16 protein-coding genes, 1 tRNA gene and 1 riboswitch are annotated in these 19124 nt (G+C 57.5%); of the genes, 8 read left to right on the top strand and 9 right to left on the bottom strand.

Annotated elements, in window-relative coordinates; all coding sequences use genetic code 11:
* Positions 1 to 43 precede the first annotated feature (43 nt).
* Positions 44 to 229, bottom strand: a riboswitch (cobalamin riboswitch).
* Between the two features lie 128 nt (positions 230 to 357).
* A complete protein-coding gene (locus GH784_RS25985; protein WP_065702470.1) occupies positions 358 to 1188 on the bottom strand; it encodes a TolB family protein in 831 nt (276 codons plus the stop codon).
* A 192-nt stretch (positions 1189 to 1380) separates the two neighbouring features.
* On the opposite strand from GH784_RS25985, the gene GH784_RS25980 reads away from it, so the two are divergent.
* Complete coding sequence (locus tag GH784_RS25980) at positions 1381 to 1758, top strand: VOC family protein (RefSeq protein ID WP_065702469.1); 378 nt, start codon at positions 1381 to 1383, stop codon at positions 1756 to 1758.
* 148 nt (positions 1759 to 1906) lie between these two features.
* Here the strand turns inward: GH784_RS25980 and GH784_RS25975 are convergent, their stop codons facing one another.
* A complete protein-coding gene (locus GH784_RS25975) occupies positions 1907 to 3586 on the bottom strand; it encodes an NAD+ synthase (RefSeq protein WP_065702468.1) in 1680 nt (559 codons plus the stop codon).
* Positions 3587 to 3817: 231 nt separating this feature from the next.
* Between GH784_RS25975 and GH784_RS25970 the strand changes: the two genes are divergently transcribed.
* The 3 genes from GH784_RS25970 to sthA all read left to right on the top strand — a co-directional run bounded on the left by GH784_RS25970 (position 3818) and on the right by sthA (position 8348).
* Positions 3818 to 5758 carry an LTA synthase family protein gene (locus tag GH784_RS25970; RefSeq protein WP_065702467.1) on the top strand — a complete coding sequence of 647 codons (1941 nt, stop codon included), beginning with the start codon at positions 3818 to 3820 and terminating at the stop codon, positions 5756 to 5758.
* A gap of 109 nt (positions 5759 to 5867) precedes the next feature.
* On the top strand, positions 5868 to 6401 hold the full coding sequence (locus GH784_RS25965; protein ID WP_003515504.1) for a DUF1003 domain-containing protein: 534 nt from the start codon (positions 5868 to 5870) through the stop codon (positions 6399 to 6401).
* A 543-nt stretch (positions 6402 to 6944) separates the two neighbouring features.
* Positions 6945 to 8348 (top strand): Si-specific NAD(P)(+) transhydrogenase, encoded by a 1404-nt coding sequence (gene sthA / locus GH784_RS25960; RefSeq protein ID WP_003515506.1) that lies wholly within the window; start codon positions 6945 to 6947, stop codon positions 8346 to 8348.
* Positions 8349 to 8549: 201 nt separating this feature from the next.
* Here the strand turns inward: sthA and GH784_RS25955 are convergent, their stop codons facing one another.
* Both GH784_RS25955 and GH784_RS25950 read right to left on the bottom strand, forming a co-directional pair.
* Positions 8550 to 9200 carry a hypothetical protein gene (locus GH784_RS25955; RefSeq protein WP_013636246.1) on the bottom strand — a complete coding sequence of 217 codons (651 nt, stop codon included), beginning with the start codon at positions 9198 to 9200 and terminating at the stop codon, positions 8550 to 8552.
* Between the two features lie 254 nt (positions 9201 to 9454).
* Positions 9455 to 9994, bottom strand: coding sequence for an AAA family ATPase (locus GH784_RS25950; protein WP_065702546.1), 540 nt, complete (start codon positions 9992 to 9994; stop codon positions 9455 to 9457).
* A gap of 299 nt (positions 9995 to 10293) precedes the next feature.
* On the opposite strand from GH784_RS25950, the gene GH784_RS25945 reads away from it, so the two are divergent.
* Positions 10294 to 11283 (top strand): carbon-nitrogen hydrolase family protein, encoded by a 990-nt coding sequence (locus GH784_RS25945; RefSeq protein ID WP_083211511.1) that lies wholly within the window; start codon positions 10294 to 10296, stop codon positions 11281 to 11283.
* A 138-nt stretch (positions 11284 to 11421) separates the two neighbouring features.
* Here GH784_RS25945 and tig read toward each other — a convergent pair whose 3' ends face one another.
* Positions 11422 to 12900: a trigger factor gene (tig, locus tag GH784_RS25940; RefSeq protein ID WP_003515514.1), complete on the bottom strand. Its 1479-nt coding sequence runs from the start codon at positions 12898 to 12900 to the stop codon at positions 11422 to 11424.
* A 240-nt stretch (positions 12901 to 13140) separates the two neighbouring features.
* Positions 13141 to 13223: transfer RNA gene (locus GH784_RS25935), tRNA-Leu, on the bottom strand.
* Between the two features lie 659 nt (positions 13224 to 13882).
* Here GH784_RS25935 and GH784_RS25925 point away from each other — a divergent pair.
* From GH784_RS25925 to trmFO, 3 genes are all read left to right on the top strand, one after another.
* On the top strand, positions 13883 to 14029 hold the full coding sequence (locus tag GH784_RS25925) for a DUF1127 domain-containing protein (protein ID WP_003502992.1): 147 nt from the start codon (positions 13883 to 13885) through the stop codon (positions 14027 to 14029).
* Positions 14030 to 14506: 477 nt separating this feature from the next.
* The gene (locus tag GH784_RS25920; RefSeq protein ID WP_003515516.1) at positions 14507 to 14650 is read left to right on the top strand and encodes a DUF1127 domain-containing protein; all 144 of its coding nucleotides are present in this window, start codon (positions 14507 to 14509) and stop codon (positions 14648 to 14650) included.
* Between the two features lie 296 nt (positions 14651 to 14946).
* Positions 14947 to 16404 carry a methylenetetrahydrofolate--tRNA-(uracil(54)-C(5))-methyltransferase (FADH(2)-oxidizing) TrmFO gene (gene trmFO, locus GH784_RS25915; RefSeq protein WP_025593591.1) on the top strand — a complete coding sequence of 486 codons (1458 nt, stop codon included), beginning with the start codon at positions 14947 to 14949 and terminating at the stop codon, positions 16402 to 16404.
* Positions 16405 to 16447: 43 nt separating this feature from the next.
* Here trmFO and GH784_RS25910 read toward each other — a convergent pair whose 3' ends face one another.
* From GH784_RS25910 to GH784_RS25900, 3 genes are read right to left on the bottom strand one after another with little or no spacing between them, the layout of a single operon-like run.
* Positions 16448 to 17026: a TadE/TadG family type IV pilus assembly protein gene (locus GH784_RS25910; protein ID WP_065702464.1), complete on the bottom strand. Its 579-nt coding sequence runs from the start codon at positions 17024 to 17026 to the stop codon at positions 16448 to 16450.
* Positions 17023 to 17556 carry a TadE/TadG family type IV pilus assembly protein gene (locus GH784_RS25905; protein WP_065702463.1) on the bottom strand — a complete coding sequence of 178 codons (534 nt, stop codon included), beginning with the start codon at positions 17554 to 17556 and terminating at the stop codon, positions 17023 to 17025. The genes GH784_RS25910 and GH784_RS25905 overlap by 4 nt, the downstream gene beginning before the upstream one ends.
* Complete coding sequence (locus tag GH784_RS25900) at positions 17543 to 18820, bottom strand: pilus assembly protein (protein WP_236759519.1); 1278 nt, start codon at positions 18818 to 18820, stop codon at positions 17543 to 17545. Before GH784_RS25900 ends, GH784_RS25905 begins: the two co-directional genes overlap by 14 nt.
* Positions 18821 to 19124 lie beyond the last annotated feature (304 nt).

Genomic DNA, 19124 nt, shown 5'->3' with positions numbered 1-19124 from the left:
CTGCACGACGCGCTGCTGCAACAACCTGCCGCCGTCCACGCGGTTTGGTCTATCCTGTCAGGCCGGTCTTCTGACTCGGCTTCATCCGCCCACTTTCGCCTTCCCGAATGGATTCAGTGGCATCAAGAAAAAGGGCATCCGCCTCACAGCGCTGGGCACGTTCCGGTCTTGCACCGGATTCCCGATTCTCCCGCCCTAAAGGGCAGGCACCTGACGAAGAAGCTTATGAGCAACAAAGATTGCAAATACAAGTATCTTGCGCAGCGATGCGGCAATGTGACCGTGGCCACCTCACCGGCGTATTGCGGCCTTCAGCCGCCGCGCAGACGCGCGCCGGCTGAAGCACCCCCTACCGCATCACCCAACGGGAAAATACCGCACATAAGCGAACTCATCCCCGTCCGGTGACCAGTTGGGCGAATTCATCGTTCCCTGCCCGCCGAAAAGGTCAAACAGCGTTTCGGCATTGCCGCCATCCATATCCATCAGCCGCACGCGCACGTTGAGGTCGCGCGGATGGTCGAAGACATCGGCGTCGTAGGAGACGAAGACGACTTTGTCACCGCTGGGAGACGGATGCGGGAACCAGTCGCCATAGGCGCTGTCGGTGATACGCTCGACGGCCGAGCCATCCACCCGCACGCGCCAGATCTGCATCTGGCCGGTGCGGCTGGAGTTGAAATAGATCCATTCTCCATCCGGCGAATAATCCGGCCCGTCATTGCGGCCCTCACCATGGGTAAGGCGTGTCTCAACGCCGCTGTCTATGTCCATGGAATAAATATCGAAAACCTGATCGCGAATGCCGCAATAGGCGAAACCTTTCCCGTCCGGCGACCAGCCGTGCCAGTAGGACGGAAGGTTCTTAGTCATCAGACGCGGCGTTCCGCCCGTCGAAGGCAGCAGATAGATGGCACTCTTGCCGAACTCCACCTTGTCGGAAATGGCATAAAGCGAACCGTCAGGCGAAATGCCGTGGTCATTGTTGCAGATTGTCGCAAAGCCGGTATCGACCTTTTCCGGCGAAGGGTCGCCAGCAAGTGACAGGCGATAAAGCAGACCGTCGCAGTTCAGAAGCAGGTATTTCCCGTCCGGCGACCAGTTCGGAGCCTCGAACAGCTCCGGCGTCTGCCAGACCACCCGCATCTGCCGAGTGCGGATGTTGAAGATTTCGATGGAACTGCGCATGCTGCCTCCCGGGCCTGTCGATCGTCTGGCGTGGAGCGTTGAATGGCACAAACATTCCGTTTGCATCCGCCACCGCCGTGATTATGATCCTATTGCCGCAGGCACCGCCCTGCAAATTCAAATAGGAAAAAACAGCAGCGTTCCGGCACCGCCCGCACCCCTGCCCGTTTCTCCCAGATCCGAGGTTCCGCGATGAACACCATCGCCGATCACGGCATCCGCTTCGGTCGGATCGCCGCAATGCTTCCTGTCAAGAATATCGAGAAGGCCCATGACTTTTATGTCCGTGTGCTGGGCTTCGAAAAGACCTTCGAAAACGGCAACCCTGTCGGTTTCATGATCCTGAAACAAGGTAACGCCGAGTTGCACCTGACATTGCAGTCGACGCACAAACCGGCCCCCTTCAATGTGGCGCATATGCTGGTTAGCGACGCCGACGCGCTGCATGCGCTTTGCAAAAACCACGGGCTTCGCATCATCAAAAGTCTGCAGGACAAGGATTATGGCCTGCGGGCCTTCGTTTTCGAAGACCCGGATGGCAACCGCGTCGATGTGGGGCAGGTTATTTAACGAGATAGGGAAACGGCGCGGCGTGTCCGCGCCGTTGGAGGAAAAGGATGCTTCTTTGACATCGATATATGGCGAAGTCGCAGCATCTGCACTCCGTCACCCCGAACTAGATTCGGGGTCCAGCAAGCTCCCCCATGCGCTCCTTCGACTACCTGTCCCTGAACCGGTTGGTAATCGGATAACGGCGATCGCGGCCGAAGTTCTTCTTGGTGATCTTCACCCCGGGCGCGGATTGGCGGCGTTTGTATTCGGCGAGATAGAGCAGATGCTCGATCCGGTGCACCGTCGCGATATCATGGCCACGCGCGAGGATTTCCTCGACCGACATTTCCTTTTCCACCAGGCACTCCAGAATATCGTCCAGCACCGGATAGGGCGGCAGCGAATCCTGGTCTGTCTGGTTGGGTCGCAATTCGGCGGATGGCGCCTTGGAGATGATATTGGCGGGGATCACTTCGCCGGACGGTCCGAGCGCGCCCGGCGGCACATGGGAATTGCGCCAACTGGAGATGGCGTAGACCTGCATCTTGTAGAGGTCCTTGATGGGATTGAAACCGCCATTCATGTCGCCATAAAGCGTCGCATACCCCACCGACATTTCCGACTTGTTGCCTGTTGTCACCACCATCGAGCCGAACTTGTTGGAAACAGCCATGAGAATGGTGCCGCGTGTACGGCTCTGCAGGTTTTCTTCGGTAATGCCTTCTTCCGTGCCTTCGAACATTTCCGAAAGCGACGACAGGAACCCATCCACCGGTTCGGCAATGGGCACGATATCGTAACGGCAGCCGAGCGCCCTGGCGCAATCGGCTGCGTCCTTCAGCGAATCCTCGGAGGTGTAACGATAGGGCAGCATGATGCAGCGCACCCGCTCTTCGCCCAGCGCATCAACAGCAAGCGCAGCGCAGATCGCCGAATCGATACCGCCGGAAAGGCCGAGAACCACGCTCTTGAAGCCGTTCTTGTTGACGTAATCGCGAAAGCCCAGCATGCAGGCGCGGTAATCCGCCTCCTCGCCTTCAGGGATTTTCGAGAAAGGACCGCTCTCACAGCGCCAGCCTTCTGCGGTGCGTTTCCAATCGGTAACGGCAAGGGTCGCCTCGAACTGGCTCATCTGGAAGGCAAGGGTCTTGTCGGCATTGAAACCGAAGCTCGCGCCGTCGAAAACCAGCTCGTCCTGCCCGCCAAGCTGATTGGCGAAGACCAGCGGCAAGCCGCTTTCGATTACCTGCTTCAGCGCCACCTGATGGCGCACATCCAGCTTGCCGCGATAATAGGGCGAACCATTCGGCACCAGCAGGATTTCCGCCCCGCTTTCGGCAAGCGTTTCGCACACACCCATATCGTTCCAGATTTCCTCGCAGATCGGAATGCCGATCCGGACACCGCGGAAATTATAGGGACCGGAGATCGAACCTTCGGCGAAAACACGTTTTTCATCGAACTCGCCGTAATTCGGCAGGTCAATCTTGTCACGCAGCGCGATGATCCTGCCGCCATCCAGAAGCGCAACCGAATTGTGCCGGCCCGTTTCACCCTGACGCGGAAAACCGATGACGACGCCCGGCCCGCCATCGGCGGTTTCCGCCGCCAGTTCTTCCACGGCCTTCAGGCACGCTTTCAGAAAAGCCGGCTTCAATACCAGGTCTTCCGGCGGATAGCCGGATATGAACAGCTCGGTCAGAAGCAGGAGATCGGCACCCTGCGTCGCCGCATCGGCCCGTGCTTCACGCGCCCTGGCGAGATTGCCCGCCACGTCGCCAACAGTCGGATTGAACTGCCCGACGGCAATTCGAAGATGGTTTTTGATGTCGTGTCTGTCGCTCATGGCTTTTCAATACCGCGCCCGTGCCCGCTCCGCAACGCGGCAATTGCATGCCGCACCACCTTGATAGGATGAAGCCGCAACCGGCATTCACGCTAAGGTTATCACCGCACCGGCCACACTCCGCAAAGTTCATGTCGCGTTCATCGCGCTTATGTGACAGTTACATGACAGTTTTGCGACGCCCCGATTCACCTCCCCGAATTGCGCGGTGTCGCCTCGTAATACCGGAGTATGAGTTTGAGAAATTCGGCGCCAAAAACAACGGCTTCCGAAAAGGCTGATTTTGTCTTTTCGCCTGCATGGACGCGGAGCCTTTCCAAGCTTTCGGGTAAGGCCTACACGCTTGCCAATCTGACATTTTCGTCGGTCGTGCTTGTCGTCGCGCTGGAATGGATCGCCCGCGGTTCGCTAGTTGATGTCGGCACCTTCCTCACCTCATCCGCCCGCCCCGGCATGACCACCATCGCCGCCGTGCTGCTGCTGCTCGTAGCGCTGGATTCCATCCTCGGCCGCCGTTACCTGTCGCTCATCGCCGTTGCGCCGCTTTGCGCGCTGACAGGGCTTATTTCCGCGCAGAAACAGACCTATCTCTCCGATCCGCTTTATCCCTCCGACCTGCTGTTCGGCCGGCAGATCCTCGAGCTTCTGCCCACCATGCTGAAAGCCCAGCCGCTGACGGCCGTGCTGGTCGGCCTTGGCCTTTGCGCCACGGTTGCGGCCCTTTCCACCCTGTGGCTGCTGGCGCGGCGTTATTCGCCGGGCTTGAGCTGGCGCGAACGCGCCGCAGGTCTTGTGCTGGCGCTGCCGCTTCTGGCCGGCCTCGCCTCGCTCATGGACTATTCGCATTATTCGTGGGTGCGCGATCGTCTCAACATAATCCCCATGATGTGGGATCAACAGGAGAATTACCGCCATAACGGTTTCCTGATGGCCTTTGCTTTCAATATTCCCATGGCCAACGTCTCGGCGCCGCAGGGTTACGGCGAAAACAGCATTGCGGACCTGACCTCGGAACCCGCCGCCTTTGCCGCCAACACGGGCGATTACCCTGATGTCATCATGTTGATGAGCGAATCGCTTTGGGATCCGACACGGCTTGAAAACGTGAAGCTCTCTGTTGATCCGATGCCCAACATCCGCGCCAAGCAATCCGGCAACGTGTTCTCGCCGGAATTCGGCGGCATGACGGCGAATGTGGAATTCGAGGCGCTGACCGGCTTTTCCAACGCCTTCCTGCCCTATGGCAGCATTCCCTACCAGCAATATATCCGCCGCCCGGTGCCCTCGCTTGCCAGCTTCTTCCGTGGCGAAGGATATTCGGCCATCGCCATGCATCCGTTTCAGGAATGGTTCTGGAACCGCAAGGAAGTCTACAGGAATTTCGGCTTCGAGGAGTTCCGCTCGGAAGAGACATTGCCGCCCATGGAAAAGCGCGGCAACTTCGCCTCCGACGACGCGCTGATGGACCAGATCATGGTGGCCGCGGACGATGCGCGCAACCCGCTCTTCCTCTTCGCCGTCACCCTGCAGGGACACGGACCTTACGAGGCGGGCCGTTATGCCAGCAACACCATCGGCGTAGAGGGCGATCTTTCCGCTTCCGCATCGCAGGCGCTTGGTACCTATGCGCAGGGCGTGGCGGAGGCCGACGACGCCCTTCTGAAGCTGATGCGCTGGGCAAAAAAGCGCGAGCGCGAAACCATCATAGTGCTCTTCGGCGATCACCTGCCGCCGCTTGGCCAGACATTCGTGGAAAGCGGCTACATGCCGGGCATGGTGGCCAGCCGCCGCGCGCCGCTGGAAGTCATGAAAAAGGAACACGAGACGCCGCTTGTCGTCTGGTCCTCGAAGACGGGCGTGCGCAAGAATATCGGCACCATCAGCCCGGCGCTGCTGCCCTATCACGTACTGAAAACAGCCGGTTTCTCAGACCCCTTCTATACGGGGACTTTGGGTGAAGTGCAGGATGCGTTTTCCGTTGTCGACCGGCATATGCTGGTGGCAACGGATGGCAAGGCCCTGCCCGACTGGTCGATTTCACCCAATTCCATTCCGGACGTGGTGCGCAATTATCGCCTGCTGCAATTCGACATGATGTTCGGCGAGCAATATGGCCGAGAGCGCTTCTTCCCCGGCTTCAACTGGGTAAATGACGCTAAGCCCTCTGTCTGATGGGTCTGGATGGCTGAACGGCATGGCAGCGGAAATCGTTTGAATTCCTTTGCCATGCGGGTTTATCTCGACAGGGCCGTACCGAACCATCAGCACCACGAGAAGCACCGTGTCAGACATCTCCGACTATATCGTTTCACACTTCAAGCGCTCCTCCCGGGAAATCGGCGAGGTCGAGCGTCGTATTCTGGAACTGTCGCACCAGAAAAAGCTGGTCTCGACCGACACCAATGCGGAATTTTCCGCCGGGGCAAACCTGGGCGACAGGCTGGCCGACAGCATTGCAAGGGTTGGCGGCTCCTGGGGATTTATCCTCAGCTTCTGCTTTTTCCTGGTGTTCTGGGCAATCATCAACACCATCGTGCTGACGACGCGGGCCTTCGACCCCTACCCCTTCATCTTCCTCAATCTTCTGCTCTCCATGCTCGCGGCCATTCAGGCGCCGATCATCATGATGTCGCAGAACCGGCAGGCCGCTCGTGACCGCTTCGAGGCCGCCAAGGATTATGAGGTGAACCTGAAAGCCGAGCTTGAGGTGCTGTCTCTGCACGAAAAGATCGACGTGAAGGTACTGGCCGAACTGGCAGCACTCAGGCAGGACCTCGCTGCCCTTCACCGCCATGTGACCCGGAAAGAAGACTGACGAGAAAGAACCGGCGCGCGAAAATCCATCCCCGCTTTTCCCCGCCCCGCCTTACCCTGTTATCTTGAATGCAGTCCTGCTGGGTAGACGCCAGACGTGGCGTAAACCGAAGGACGGTCCTGGTGGTGGGAACGGTGGCACGTTCATGGTGACAGGACCATTTCGCAAAAGGCCGTGCACTGCCTCTTGCGAAATACGGCTTTCTGGAAAGGCCCGGTCGCGCAAGCATCCGTCCACTCCAAACCCAATCAGAGCGTGACCGGGCACAACCCGTCTGAAACCGCGAAAACCCGACGGCGAAGGCCGTGCCGGGCGCAAAGGCGCATCTTTGCGTCGCAAAACGACAAGCGGACAAAACGGTTACGAATCCGTCAGATTATTGCGCTACAGATTGACGCAGGCGTTTGTTGCATTGCACTCTTGTGTGCAAGGCTGACAAGGGAATCACTTCCCCTGGTCAAAATGGCATCACGACCATTTCGCGGCAGCGCCATCCCGGATGCGACATCCGGTCATTGCAATACATTCTGTTCCGGGGTTTTCATGTACCAGTTCGATCTGATTGTTATCGGCAGCGGTCCGGCGGGAAGACGCGCCGCCATCCAGGCCGCCAAGCTCGAAAAGAGGGTTCTGGTCATCGAGAAGGGCAGCCGCGTCGGCGGCGTTTCGGTGCACACAGGTACCATCCCTTCCAAGACATTGCGCGAAACCGCGCTCAATCTCACCGGCTGGCGCGAACGCGGTTTTTACGGCCGCTCCTATCGCGTCAAGCAGGAAATCGACGCGGACGATCTGCGCCGCCGCCTGCTGATCACGCTCGACCACGAGGTCGAGGTGCTGGAACACCAGTTCGCCCGCAACCGCGTGCAGCACATTCGCGGCACGGCAAGCTTCGTCGATGCCAACACGGTGAAGGTGGTGAAGAACGACGGTGAAGTCATGAACGTCACCGGCGCTTCCATTCTGCTCGCCATCGGCACGCGGCCCTACCGGCCACCGCATATTCCCTTCGACGGCGCGGCAGTGCTCGATTCGGACGAGATACTCGAGATCAAGGAACTGCCGCGCTCCATGGTCGTTGTCGGCGCGGGCGTCATCGGCATCGAATATGCCACGATCTTCAGTGCGCTCGACACGCAGGTAACGGTGGTGGAACCGCGCGAAACCATGCTGGAATTCATCGACAAGGAAATCGTCGAGGACTTCACCTATCAGTTGCGCGACCGTAACATGAAGCTGATCTTCGGCCAGAAAGCGGAAAAGGTGGAGCGCGACGACAGCGGCAAGTGCCTCGTTTCGCTCAGCAACGGCCGCGTCCTTAAAGCCGAGACGGTGTTGTTCGCCGCCGGACGCGTCGGCGCAACCGATACGCTCAATCTTTCCGCCTGTGGGCTGGAAGCCGACAGCCGCGGCCGCCTGAAGGTCAATCCCGAGACCTTCCAGACAACAGTGCCGAACATTTACGCCGCCGGCGATATCATCGGTTTTCCGAGCCTCGCCTCCACCTCGATGGAACAGGGCCGTATCGCCGCCCGCCACGCGGTCGGTGCACCGGCCGGTGAACCGCCGCAGTTCTTCCCTTACGGCATCTATGCCGTTCCGGAAATCTCCACCTGCGGCCTGACGGAAGAAGAAGTCACCGAACGCCACATTCCCTATGAATGCGGCATCGCCCATTTCCGCGAAACCTCACGCGGCCATATCATGGGTCTCGACAGCGGGTTGCTGAAGATGATCTTCTCGCTGAAAACCCGCCGTCTGCTCGGCGTCCACATCGTCGGCGAAGGTGCCACCGAACTGGTGCATATCGGCCAGGCGGTGCTGAACCTGAAGGGTACGGTGGAATATTTTGTCGAGAACACCTTCAACTATCCCACGCTTGCCGAGGCCTACAAGATTGCCGGTCTCGACGCGTGGAACCGCATGGGTGAGCTGAAGAAGGATTGAGGCTGGCTGTTGCGGGTGGAGATCGTTTGCAATGTGCGCAAACCTCTCCTCCGTCATGCTCGGGCCTGTCCCGAGCCTCTGCAACGTCGCGATTTTATGCGACGTGATTAGATCCATGGGACTAGCCCAAGGATGACGCCGAATGCGGCGCAAGAACGTCTATCACCTTCTGCTCATCCATACGATAACCGGTGACGCCCCTCACCACCGAATACTATACCGCGCACTCACACCCGGCCGAAAATGATCCGCATATCCCTGATCGAGCGTTCCGCGCACTGTCAGGTGATCGCCGATCTTCTGCTCCACGGCCACGCCGCTGCTGAACTCGTTGAAGCTGTTGCGGCTTGCCCCCGTCAGCACGAAAGCCGTGCCGGTTTCCGAGCGGGAAAGGCGCAGCGACTGCGATACGTCCAGCCCGTTCCATTGCTGCGCCGTGCCGTCATAACGCACCGTGAAATTGCGGTTGGCCTCGATATCCAGTTCCGGCGTAACAATGCGTTTCTGTCGCGACGTCATGGAAACGCTGCTCGACCCCGTCAACGCGTTGAAGAGGACACCGACATCACGGGCAAGCGACACGCCGGGCAGCTGCTCCGCCAGCAGCGTGACATTGCCCCACAACCTTACTGGCGTATCCACCACCTGCCCCGTCCTGGAGGCATTCATGCCCATTTCCAGCCCCGCCCGGATCGGCGTCTCGACCGGCAGCTTCGCACCGATACGCGCCGTATAGGAACGATCGGAATTCTTGACCGGCTTCCAGATCAACTCCGGCTCATCGGCACGGGCGTTGGTGCCAATCGCGGCGAACAGAGAAAACAACAGGGCGAAGCCCGTTCGTGGCGACATATCTTGTCCCCTGGCAAATTAAGGGCGCACCGGGTGAACCCGGCAGGCACGGTAAAAGCTTAAGGCCAAAGGTTTTGGCAGCGATGACAGCCGCGCGTTGGCGGCCATGTTTCCTTGACGGCTGCACCGGCAGCCAAGGCAAATCATGCTGCGCAGGGTGCCAGATGAACGGGAGATGAACAAGAGCAGATGCAGCAAAAAATCATGCTGCACCGCATTGTGATCAAAACGAAGGTGACGGGAACCGCAGCGTGTTAATTTCCTGCCTTCGGAACATTGCAACGAGCCAGAATATCATCCACCACCACTCCCAAAGACCTCGATGAATCAATGGCAGATGCACCGACTGGAAGGTCTTCATTCGTTGCGTGGAGTTGCAGGACAAATTGTCTTTCGGCCAGATTGCCACCGAACTCATCCTCCGGCCTGGCAGCCAGCCGTCTTTGTAAGGTCGCTGCGTCGACATCCAGAACGAAGACCTCATCGAACAGATCTATAAAGCGTCGAAAATTTCTCGATCCGCCACAGAAGAAGGTGACGGCGTGCTCTTGATCAGCCACAAGCTGCCGAACTTTTTCGACATTCCAGATGTGATGTCGGTGACGGAAGGCGATTTTTGTGTCGTCGCCCTGAAACAGCGCGACATCCATGGGTTCGCCCGTTTCGGGGTCGCCTTTGTAAGCCAGTTCACGGTCGCCGTGAATCACATGAAGGCCGCGTTGCTGAAGTTCCGTTGCAACCGAGGTTTTACCAGCCCCGGAGATACCCTCAATCAAATAATTTCTTCTGCCCATCGCCGCGACTGCCCAAAGCCCTGTCATGCCTTCTGAAGATAATAGTCGAGAAAGACGTGAAGATGTCGGAGTGTCGAATTCTCCGGTTCATGTAATGCGGAATTGCGGTAGCTTGACGACTCAACGTTTTCCCACTGATAGTGACAAAAAGGCGAAGCCTGCGCCTAACCTCCCAGACCTTCCCCAGCATGGTCTTGAACGGAGGCAAAGGGACTGTCGTTGTCTCAGGCTACTGTCTTGGTCCGATCGTTTCGGGCGGGTTGCTGGGGAATCGCGTCCGGGACGTGAAAGGCCTGATCATGACGCAAAATAATAATTTCAAACGCCGCGTAAGAGCTCGTGCAGCGAAAACCGGCGAGTCCTATACGGCGGCGCTCAAGCATATCCGCCGAACTCCCGACATGCCAGTTAGCCCTTCTTTACGAATGGCTGTCGCGCAAACGTCGCTGGTCGACGACCCTCGTATGGTTTCGGCACTGAAAGCAGCCGGGCAAGAAATGCGTCGCCTCATGTGCGATGCCCATAAGGCCGGCGCCCGTCTCATCCATTTTCCGGAAGGGGCAACGTGCTGGCCCAATAAACGCATCATGTCCGAAACTGGGCCGAGAGAAATCGGGCCTTCCGACTGGACGCGCTTTGAATGGGAAACTCTGCGCAGAGAACTGGAAGCGACCAGAAAACTGGCGCGAAGGCTGAAGCTTTGGACGATTCTCGGTTCCGTCCATCAGCTTACTCCGCCACATCGACCGTATAACAGCCTGTACGTCATCTCCGATCGCGGGAAGCTTATAACTCGCTACGATGAGCGCCTGCTGTCGAACACCAAAATCTCGTTCATGTACTCGCCGGGAACTGTACCGGTGACGTTTGAAATCGATGGCTTCCGTTTTGGTTGCGCGCTCGGCATGGAGGCGCACTACCCAGAAATATTCATGGAATACGAGAAGCTGAACGTCGATTGCGTGCTGTTTTCCACCGCAGGTGATGGCCCGTCCAATGCCCCGGCATTTGCAGCCGAAATATTGGGGCATGCGGTGAGCAACACCTATTGGGCCAGCTATTCCACCTTGGCGGCTCAGAGTACAGCTGCTCCCTCGGGAATCGCCGCACCGGATGGCCGTTGGGTGGCGCAATGCCCGATGAACGGTTTACCGGCTATCGCAATAGCAGACATTGCTATCGATCGTGAAAATCCCGCACGACCATGGCGGCGAAAAGCCCGCAGCGATCTATATGCGCCTCATCAGGTGAATAATGATCCCAGAAGCGATAGCCGGGAGCAATTTTAACAGGCGAGATCGGTCAGCGGCGCGGTTTGGGTCCGCTGGCCACCGCCCAAGGCGGATGGACCGCATCGCCAGACGAAACAAAAAAGGCCGCAGCTTTCGCCACGGCCCTTCCATTCATTCAGCTTTCGCCCGCCAAGATTATTCGGCGTCGGCCTCAGTGGCCTTCTTCTTGGCCGGAGCCTTCTTCTTCGGAGCGGCTTCTTCGCCTTCAGCGGCGTCGTCAGCCTTGGCAGCAGCCTTTTTCTTGGCAGGCGCCTTCTTCTTGGTTTCCGTTGCTTCTTCGCCGTCGTCAGCCAGAAGCTCTTCCTTGGAAACGGTCTTGTCCGTTACCGAGATTTCCGTGAGCAGCTTGTCGATGACCTTTTCTTCGAAGATCGGAGCGCGCAGCGAAGCGGAAGCGCCGGGGGTGTTGCGGAAGAAATCGAGGATTTCCTTCTGCTGGCCGGGGAACTGCTGCAGCTGCTGGAACAGCGCGCGCTGCATTTCTTCTTCGGTCACTTCGACGCCAGCCTTTTCGCCGATTTCGGAGAGAACGAGACCGAGACGAACGCGGCGTTCAGCTAGCTTGCGATATTCTTCGCGGGCTTCTTCTTCCGTGGTGTCTTCATCAGCGAAGGTCTTGCCGGACTGGGCAAGATCGGTGTTGATCTGGCGCCAGATGTTGTCGAATTCGGCATCGACGAGGCCAGCCGGCGTGTCGAACTTGTACATTTCATCGAGCTGGTCGAGAATCTGACGCTTGACCTTCTGGCGGGTTACGTTGCCGTACTGGCTTTCGATCTGGCCGCGAACGATTTCCTTCAGCTTTTCAGCCGATTCGAGACCGAGCTTTTCCGCCAGTTCGTCGTTGATTTCAACAGCAGCGGCAGCAGCAACTTCCTTGACGGTGATGTCGAAGTTGGCTTCCTTGCCTGCGAGGTTCGCAGCCGGGTAGTCAGCCGGGAAAGTCACGGTGATGGTCTTTTCGTCGCCAGCCTTGACGCCAACGAGCTGGTCTTCGAAGCCGGGGATGAAGCGGCCAGAACCGAGAACCAGTTCAGCGTCTTCAGCAGCGCCGCCATCGAAGGCTTCGCCGTCAACCTTGCCGAGATAGTTCATGGTGACGCGGTCGCCTTCGGCGGCCTTGCCCTTCTTGGCTTCAAAGGTACGGGCGCTCTCAGCGATCTTGAGGATCTGCTCGTTGATTTCGTCTTCGGAGACTTCAACAACTTCGCGGGTAACCTTGATGCCGTCATTGGCCTTCAGTTCGATGGCCGGAATGATTTCGTAGGCAACGGTGAATTCGAAATCGGTTTCAGCCGAAAGGATCTTTTCGGCTTCCTGCTCGTCTTCGGTCATGGAGATGGCCGGCTGCGTTGCAGACTTCTCACCGCGGCTGGAAAGGATTTCGGAAGGCTTTTCACGAACCAGCTCGTTGACGAGGTCGGCCATGATGGACTTGCCATACATCTTCTTCAGATGGCCCATCGGCACCTTGCCGGGACGGAAACCGTTGATGCGAACCTTGTCCTTGGCGTCAACCAGGCGCTCGTCCAGACGGGCCTTCATGTCGGCAGCCGGGATAACGACCTTGAGTTCGCGCTTCAGGCCTTCAGCCAGCGTTTCGATAACCTGCATTTTCTCAAACCTTCACATCATGGCGGCGGTGCTCAGACAGCCGTTGGTTTACTTTCGAGCACTGCGCCGGAAACGTCGTTCCCCGGCCGTGGCTTCCATTATTTCTTCACACAAGCGCCTGCCGGACAAAATTGCGCTCGCGCCGGAGACAAGGGCGCGGAGGGGATGATGAACCCCAAAGCTCCCTGCATCACTAAGGATGCACTCTGGCACAAGCGTGGCACAGCCATGCTTTACTTGTGGTGCGGGTAGAGAGACTCGAACTCCCACGCCGAAGCGTTGGTACCTAAAACCAATGCGTCTACCAATTCCGCCATACCCGCACGTTGGGCGGCGGTATGTCACAATGTTCTGGAAGGGTCAAGCACGCCTTATCGCCGCGTCCCGTTTCGCCCGGACTTTTCTTGGGTCCCCGCCCCAGCCGCAAAAGCCGGCCGGTACGTTCTTGCCGTTTCGTGCCCGCATAAAAGGGAACGACGCGCCCGCAGACGATGACACGAGGGGCCGCAAAGCTGCGCACGCCGTCTCCCTCTTTCCCGTCCCGCTTCACATGTCCCGACAGGAAAAACGCGCAACATTTATGCGGCTACATGACATTATATATAGGACATGCCGCCCGTCATTTTACGAGAACGCGCGCCTCCAGCCGAAGCCCTTATACGAACGACCTTTGCATCCCTATCCTCGCCGCTGCCCTGCCCGACCCGTTGTATTCAGCCGGACCGCACGGCTTGGCAGCGACAGATGTCGCCAAGTTCACTAAAAGCACACAAATTGGTCACAAATTATGCAGCAACCGCCGCAATTGGGGTCATTTACCGGCTTGCTTTGCGTTCCATGCATAGGTGGCATCTTGCTTTGTCTGTTTTTGTTTTTATTAAACCGATTATATTCATGGTCATACAGAGATCGAGTTCAGCCCCGAGCCTAATCCTCCCAAGACGGGCCGGAAATGCTGGACAGCACGAAGAGGAAGATGACAATGAACATTACACGCTCGCTCACCAACTGGCGCAAGTATCGTCAGACCGTAACCGAACTCGGCCGCATGACCGACCGCGAACTGAATGACCTCGGCATTGGCCGTCAGGACATCCGTCGCGTCGCACGCACCGCCGTCGGCATCTAATACGCTTCGCCGCTTGAAGCGGCGGATGCGAGACGACTCTCCCAAAAGGCCAGAGGCTCCCGCCTCCGGCCTTTTTTTTCGTTCTGGCACCCTCTCGGGATCGAGCCGCGGCGCCCCACCGGCATGTGCGCGTGACAAACAGATGAAAAATGCATCGATTAGGCGGCTGCATCCGGCATGTCTGGAGAGCCCCAACGCCCTTCACGCACCGCTGAGGGGAGCAAAAAGCCGGTCTAACACCGCCAATGGCCGCAAACCTCTTCAAAACCGCCCGAAAGACAGGCATTTCCGCTCATATTTTGCTCATACGGTAGTCAAAGCCGCAAATTTAGCCGACATAGTGCACAAATGCATGGCAGTCGCCTAAATTCTGCACTGCACAACATGGCTCAATGTCTATATATAAAACCTCAACAGCCGAGAGCACAGAAACACTGAGCCGGCCGACGAAATCAAAGAAAGATTGAGGAAACGATCATGAACCCTATCCGCATCGCAAAGAACTGGATCTCCTACCGTCGCACGATCAACGAACTTGGCAGCCTGTCCAACCAGGCCCTGAGCGACATCGGCCTGACACGTTACGACATCCGTAACGTAGCTTCCCGTTCGTTCCGCTAAGGCGTAAAAGATCGTCCCGCTGCCCGACCTCCAGGGCGCGACGATTGAGCGACAGGTAAAAGAAAGCGGCGCCTCTGGCGCCGTTTTTGATTCTGGCGGTATTCGCCGGAGATTTTTGGCTTACAAGCATAGAGACCACATTCCCTCCGCCCCAATCGTGCCACCCGCAAAAACATTTGGCTGTCGCAGCCATGCATGGTAGTGCATCGCCCTGAAAAACGCGTCCTTCGGGACCCGCGCGGAACAATCACTCGAAAGACAGCCGCCGGAGGGGAGCTTTTGCCCCCACGCGGCCTATGGGCGCCAGCATGCAAGACAAGACCTATTCTCCCATTCACGTCGTGGGCGGCGGACTGGCCGGTTCGGAAGCCGCCTGGCAGATCGCTGAAAGCGGCGTTCCAGTCATCCTGCACGAAATGCGCGGCGTGCGCGGCACGGAAGCGCACAAGGGCGATACGCTGGCGGAACTGGTCTGTTCCAACTCCTTCCGCTCCGACGATGCGACCGCCAATGCAGTGGGCGTCATCCATGCGGAAATGCGGCTTGCCGGCTCGTTGATCATGGCCTGCGCCGACAGGCATCAGGTACCTGCCGGCGGCGCGCTTGCCGTCGATCGCGACGGATTTTCTCAGGCCGTCACGGACCGGCTCGAAAGTCACCCACTGGTGACGATCCTGCGCGAAGAGGTTTCCGGCCTGCCGCCGAAGGAATGGGGCAGCAGCATCATCGCCACCGGCCCGCTCACCTCGCCGGATCTGGCGGCGGCGGTTCAGGCCGAGACGGGTGAGGATGCCCTGGCATTCTTTGACGCCATTGCCCCCATTGTGCACCGCGACAGCATCAACATGGATATCTGCTGGTACCAGTCGCGTTACGACAAGGTTGGCCCCGGCGGCACGGGCAAGGATTACATCAACTGCCCGATGAACGAGGAGCAATACAACGCCTTCATCGACGCGCTGATCGCCGGCGACACGGTGGGTTTCAAGGAATGGGAAGGCACACCCTATTTCGACGGCTGCCTGCCAATCGAGATCATGGCTGAACGCGGCCGCCAGACGCTGCGCCACGGCCCTATGAAACCGATGGGCCTGACCAACGCCCACAACCCCACCGTCAAGGCCTATGCCGTGGTCCAGCTTCGCCAGGACAATGCGCTCGGCACGCTTTACAACATGGTGGGTTTCCAGACCAAACTGAAATACGGCGCGCAGGCGGATGTATTTCGCATGATCCCGGGTCTCGAAAATGCGGAATTCGCCCGTTTGGGCGGCCTGCACCGCAACACCTATATCGATTCCCCCATCCTGCTCGATCCATCGCTGAAGCTGAAATCCCGGCCTGACCTGCGTTTTGCAGGCCAGATCACCGGCTGCGAAGGGTATGTGGAAAGCGCCTCCGTCGGACTTCTGGCCGGCCGTTTCGCTGCCGCTGAACGGAAAGGCGAGACCCCGAGCCTGCCGCCCGCAACGACAGCCCTCGGCTCACTTCTCAACCACATCACCGGCGGGCATCTTTCCTCGAATGATGAGCCGGGCAAACGTTCCTTCCAGCCGATGAACATCAATTTCGGCCTCTTCCCGGAACTGGAGCCAGGCTCCATCGTCAAGCCGGAAGGCGTGAAACGTTTTCGCGGCAAGGACAAGACAATCATGAAACGCCAGCTCGTTGCAGCGCGGGCGTTGAGGGATTGTGCGACGTGGTTGAACGGGGGCGAGGTCATCCTAGAAACCGTCACCGATCATTATCGCTGAAACGCCACGGCATTGGCTAGGGTGAAGCCCCTGACCAATGCCGTCAGCGAACATTCCAGAAAAGCCAGTCCGACTTTTCCTTCTGATATTTGTAGTGTCGGGAGAAATACGGGTTTACCGCCGTCACGTATTCGAACTCGATATCCGTATTGCCCAGCAAAGAAATGAGCGGGCGGTATTTGTAACGCCCCGAAATTACGATTACCGCTTCTTCGGTCTTGAAGTTTCCTTGCGTCAATATCTTGTCCCACTTCACGTTTTCGGCGTTGCCAAAAAAATTGTATGGGGCGAACTCGGTCACGGCGACCCCACCCACAAGCTTGGCGCTTCTGAGCGTCAGATCAAGCTTTTCAGATTCGAGCGGGCGCCCGGCAGCCATGACAAAGGATTTGACGCCAGTCCTGACGCGCTCCTCAAATTCCGGGAATCGGGCCGACCAACGGGCCGTATTGTCCACAACTGTTACGAAACGGTCATAGCTCATCCAGCCACGCCCGATTTCGATCACCATCGCCAGTACTAGAATGAGCAAAGGCATCAATAGCGCTAATTCCACCGCGGCAACGCCAGAGCGCGAACTTATCAGCGAGATGGATAGATATTTCAATCTCTTACCAATCATTCCGTCACCCGAACTGCGGTGATCGCCAGAGAGAGATTTTGCAATTGCGGCTTGCCCCCGGAACTGGGAACGAGCAGATGGGTGGTGGGAAGAATGAATTTCCAGTCATACCCCAGCGCCAGAAGATATTGCCCGGCGGCCTTGCTTGGCGCCTCGAATTTGTTCTCGACCGGAAATGTCACCGGTGTAGTAGCAAGGTTGGCATCAGCAATGGCAATGAGCGATATTTTCAGGTCATCTTCAGTTGTCGCGAGCAGGAAATTCGAGGCAATAACCTGCCTGAACTCCGCCGCGGTAACGGACGTTCGGCTAGCCGCCGCCTTGCGCAGATATTCAGTCCCGGCAGTGGCCGCCGTCGACATATTGAGGCTGAAGAAAAGCACGAGACTAACTTCGATGATACCGAAGATCAGCAGGAGATAGACCGGCAAAAGCAAACCGAACTCAACGGCGGTAGCCGCACGGATATCCGTGGCAAGCGACCGGATGAGACTGGGGAAGTCAAGATGCGATATCTTAAAACGAGTCAAGATAAGTGACCTCGAATGCCGTTATGATGCCACCCAGACTGTCGCTCGTTCCAGCGGCGGCGATCGACAGCTTGTATAGCGAATAAGTATCGACAGTGACCTCGTAGCTTCGGCGCTCCCATCGAATTTCATTCGCCTTCTGGCTCATCTGGATAATTTTTTTCTCTACACCCATTTGGGGCCGCAACACCTGCAGCGAAATATCGATGTCGTTCGAGCCTTCGTAATTTTGGTTTCGCCCGTTGTACCAGACCGAGATTTCGTATTTGCCGGGATGCATTTCCACATATTTGAAGATCGAGCTGTTGGCGTCGCGTCTTTTTTGCCCTTCCCAGTGACTGTCAAGTTCGACAGCGTAGCGGGTTGGCGGTATTCGCTCATTTTGGCCGTTGCGCATCGAGGGCGTGTTGTTCTTCTCTTCTGTAGTACACTGCTGCTCCTGCTCGGAATTCAAGGCGTCCTTGCCATCCGTTTGCGCCTTGCTGCCGTTTTTCGAATCGTTGTTTTCTTTGGGAAGAGTAGCCTGTGACTTTGGGGTGCATGTCATCCCCGCGCTTGTCTCTTTCTCCTTTTCCTGATCCCCGTAGCCCTGCCAGCCATGGTTCTTCCGGCAATCCGCATTGCTCCAATCCTGAAGTTCGATGCCCGGCCCCGTACCGCCATCCCATCCCAGTTCGGCATAGGTATAAACACCCCAGCAGCCGTTGGGTGTTTTGGCGGTTCTGCCGTTTTTCAGCATACGTTCCGTGCCGTTCAGCGTCTTTTCGAAGGTGTTGTTGACAACGACCTCACCGTCATGTGGATAAGGCGGTATACCGCCACAACGGTACGACAGCTGATAGTCCAGTTTTTCCGCCCCGAACATGCCACTGAACACGGTTTTGTAGCTGAACTTTGCGTCTATATCCGTCGTCAGCCAGTCGATTTTAACATCGCGACTGACCACATCCTGTTTGGTGGAACGGATCACTGCGTCGAACGTGTCGAGCACGTTTTTACGGCGCACCTCATCCAGGGGTACGTTCGTGCGCGTCGGTTTTGTCGAACGCTCACAGGCCTGTGCAACCACCCGCTTCGACTGGCTATAATAGGCCAACGCCCGGCCGCCTTCGAAAAGAAACCCGAAAAAAAGCAGGAAAACCGGCAACAGCAACGCCGTCATAATGGCGAAACTGGCCCTCCGGTCGTGCAAAAACGCCCCGAAAATCTCCGCCAGACCGTCCAGTTTTGTCTTAAAATTCAACATTTGAAAATGCCGTTTCATGAAATTGGCTATCACCCGCCTTAAAATAAATCGCCCAGTTTCCCTCCACGCATCCGGACAGACACAACGCCACAGCCGGAGGGAATATTGGGGCAGCAGCAAACAAACTCAGCAAAGGCTGATGCACCGCGATCATGGCGGCACGCGGCAAATGAGCCGAACCACTTGCAAGCAAGAGATGCAAAAACTAATAACAGCCGCCGAAATACAGCGCCGACTGCGGGTTATGCTCCATTCGAAATTCTATAGTGTGGTATAAACACCAAATTTGTAAATTAATAATCACCTTTATTCCGAAAAATAT

Source organism: Agrobacterium tumefaciens, from assembly GCF_009649785.1.
Taxonomy (GTDB): Bacteria; Pseudomonadota; Alphaproteobacteria; order Rhizobiales; family Rhizobiaceae; genus Agrobacterium; species Agrobacterium tumefaciens.
Note: the sequence above shows the minus strand (reverse complement) of the source record. Positions and strands in the feature narration are given on the sequence as shown.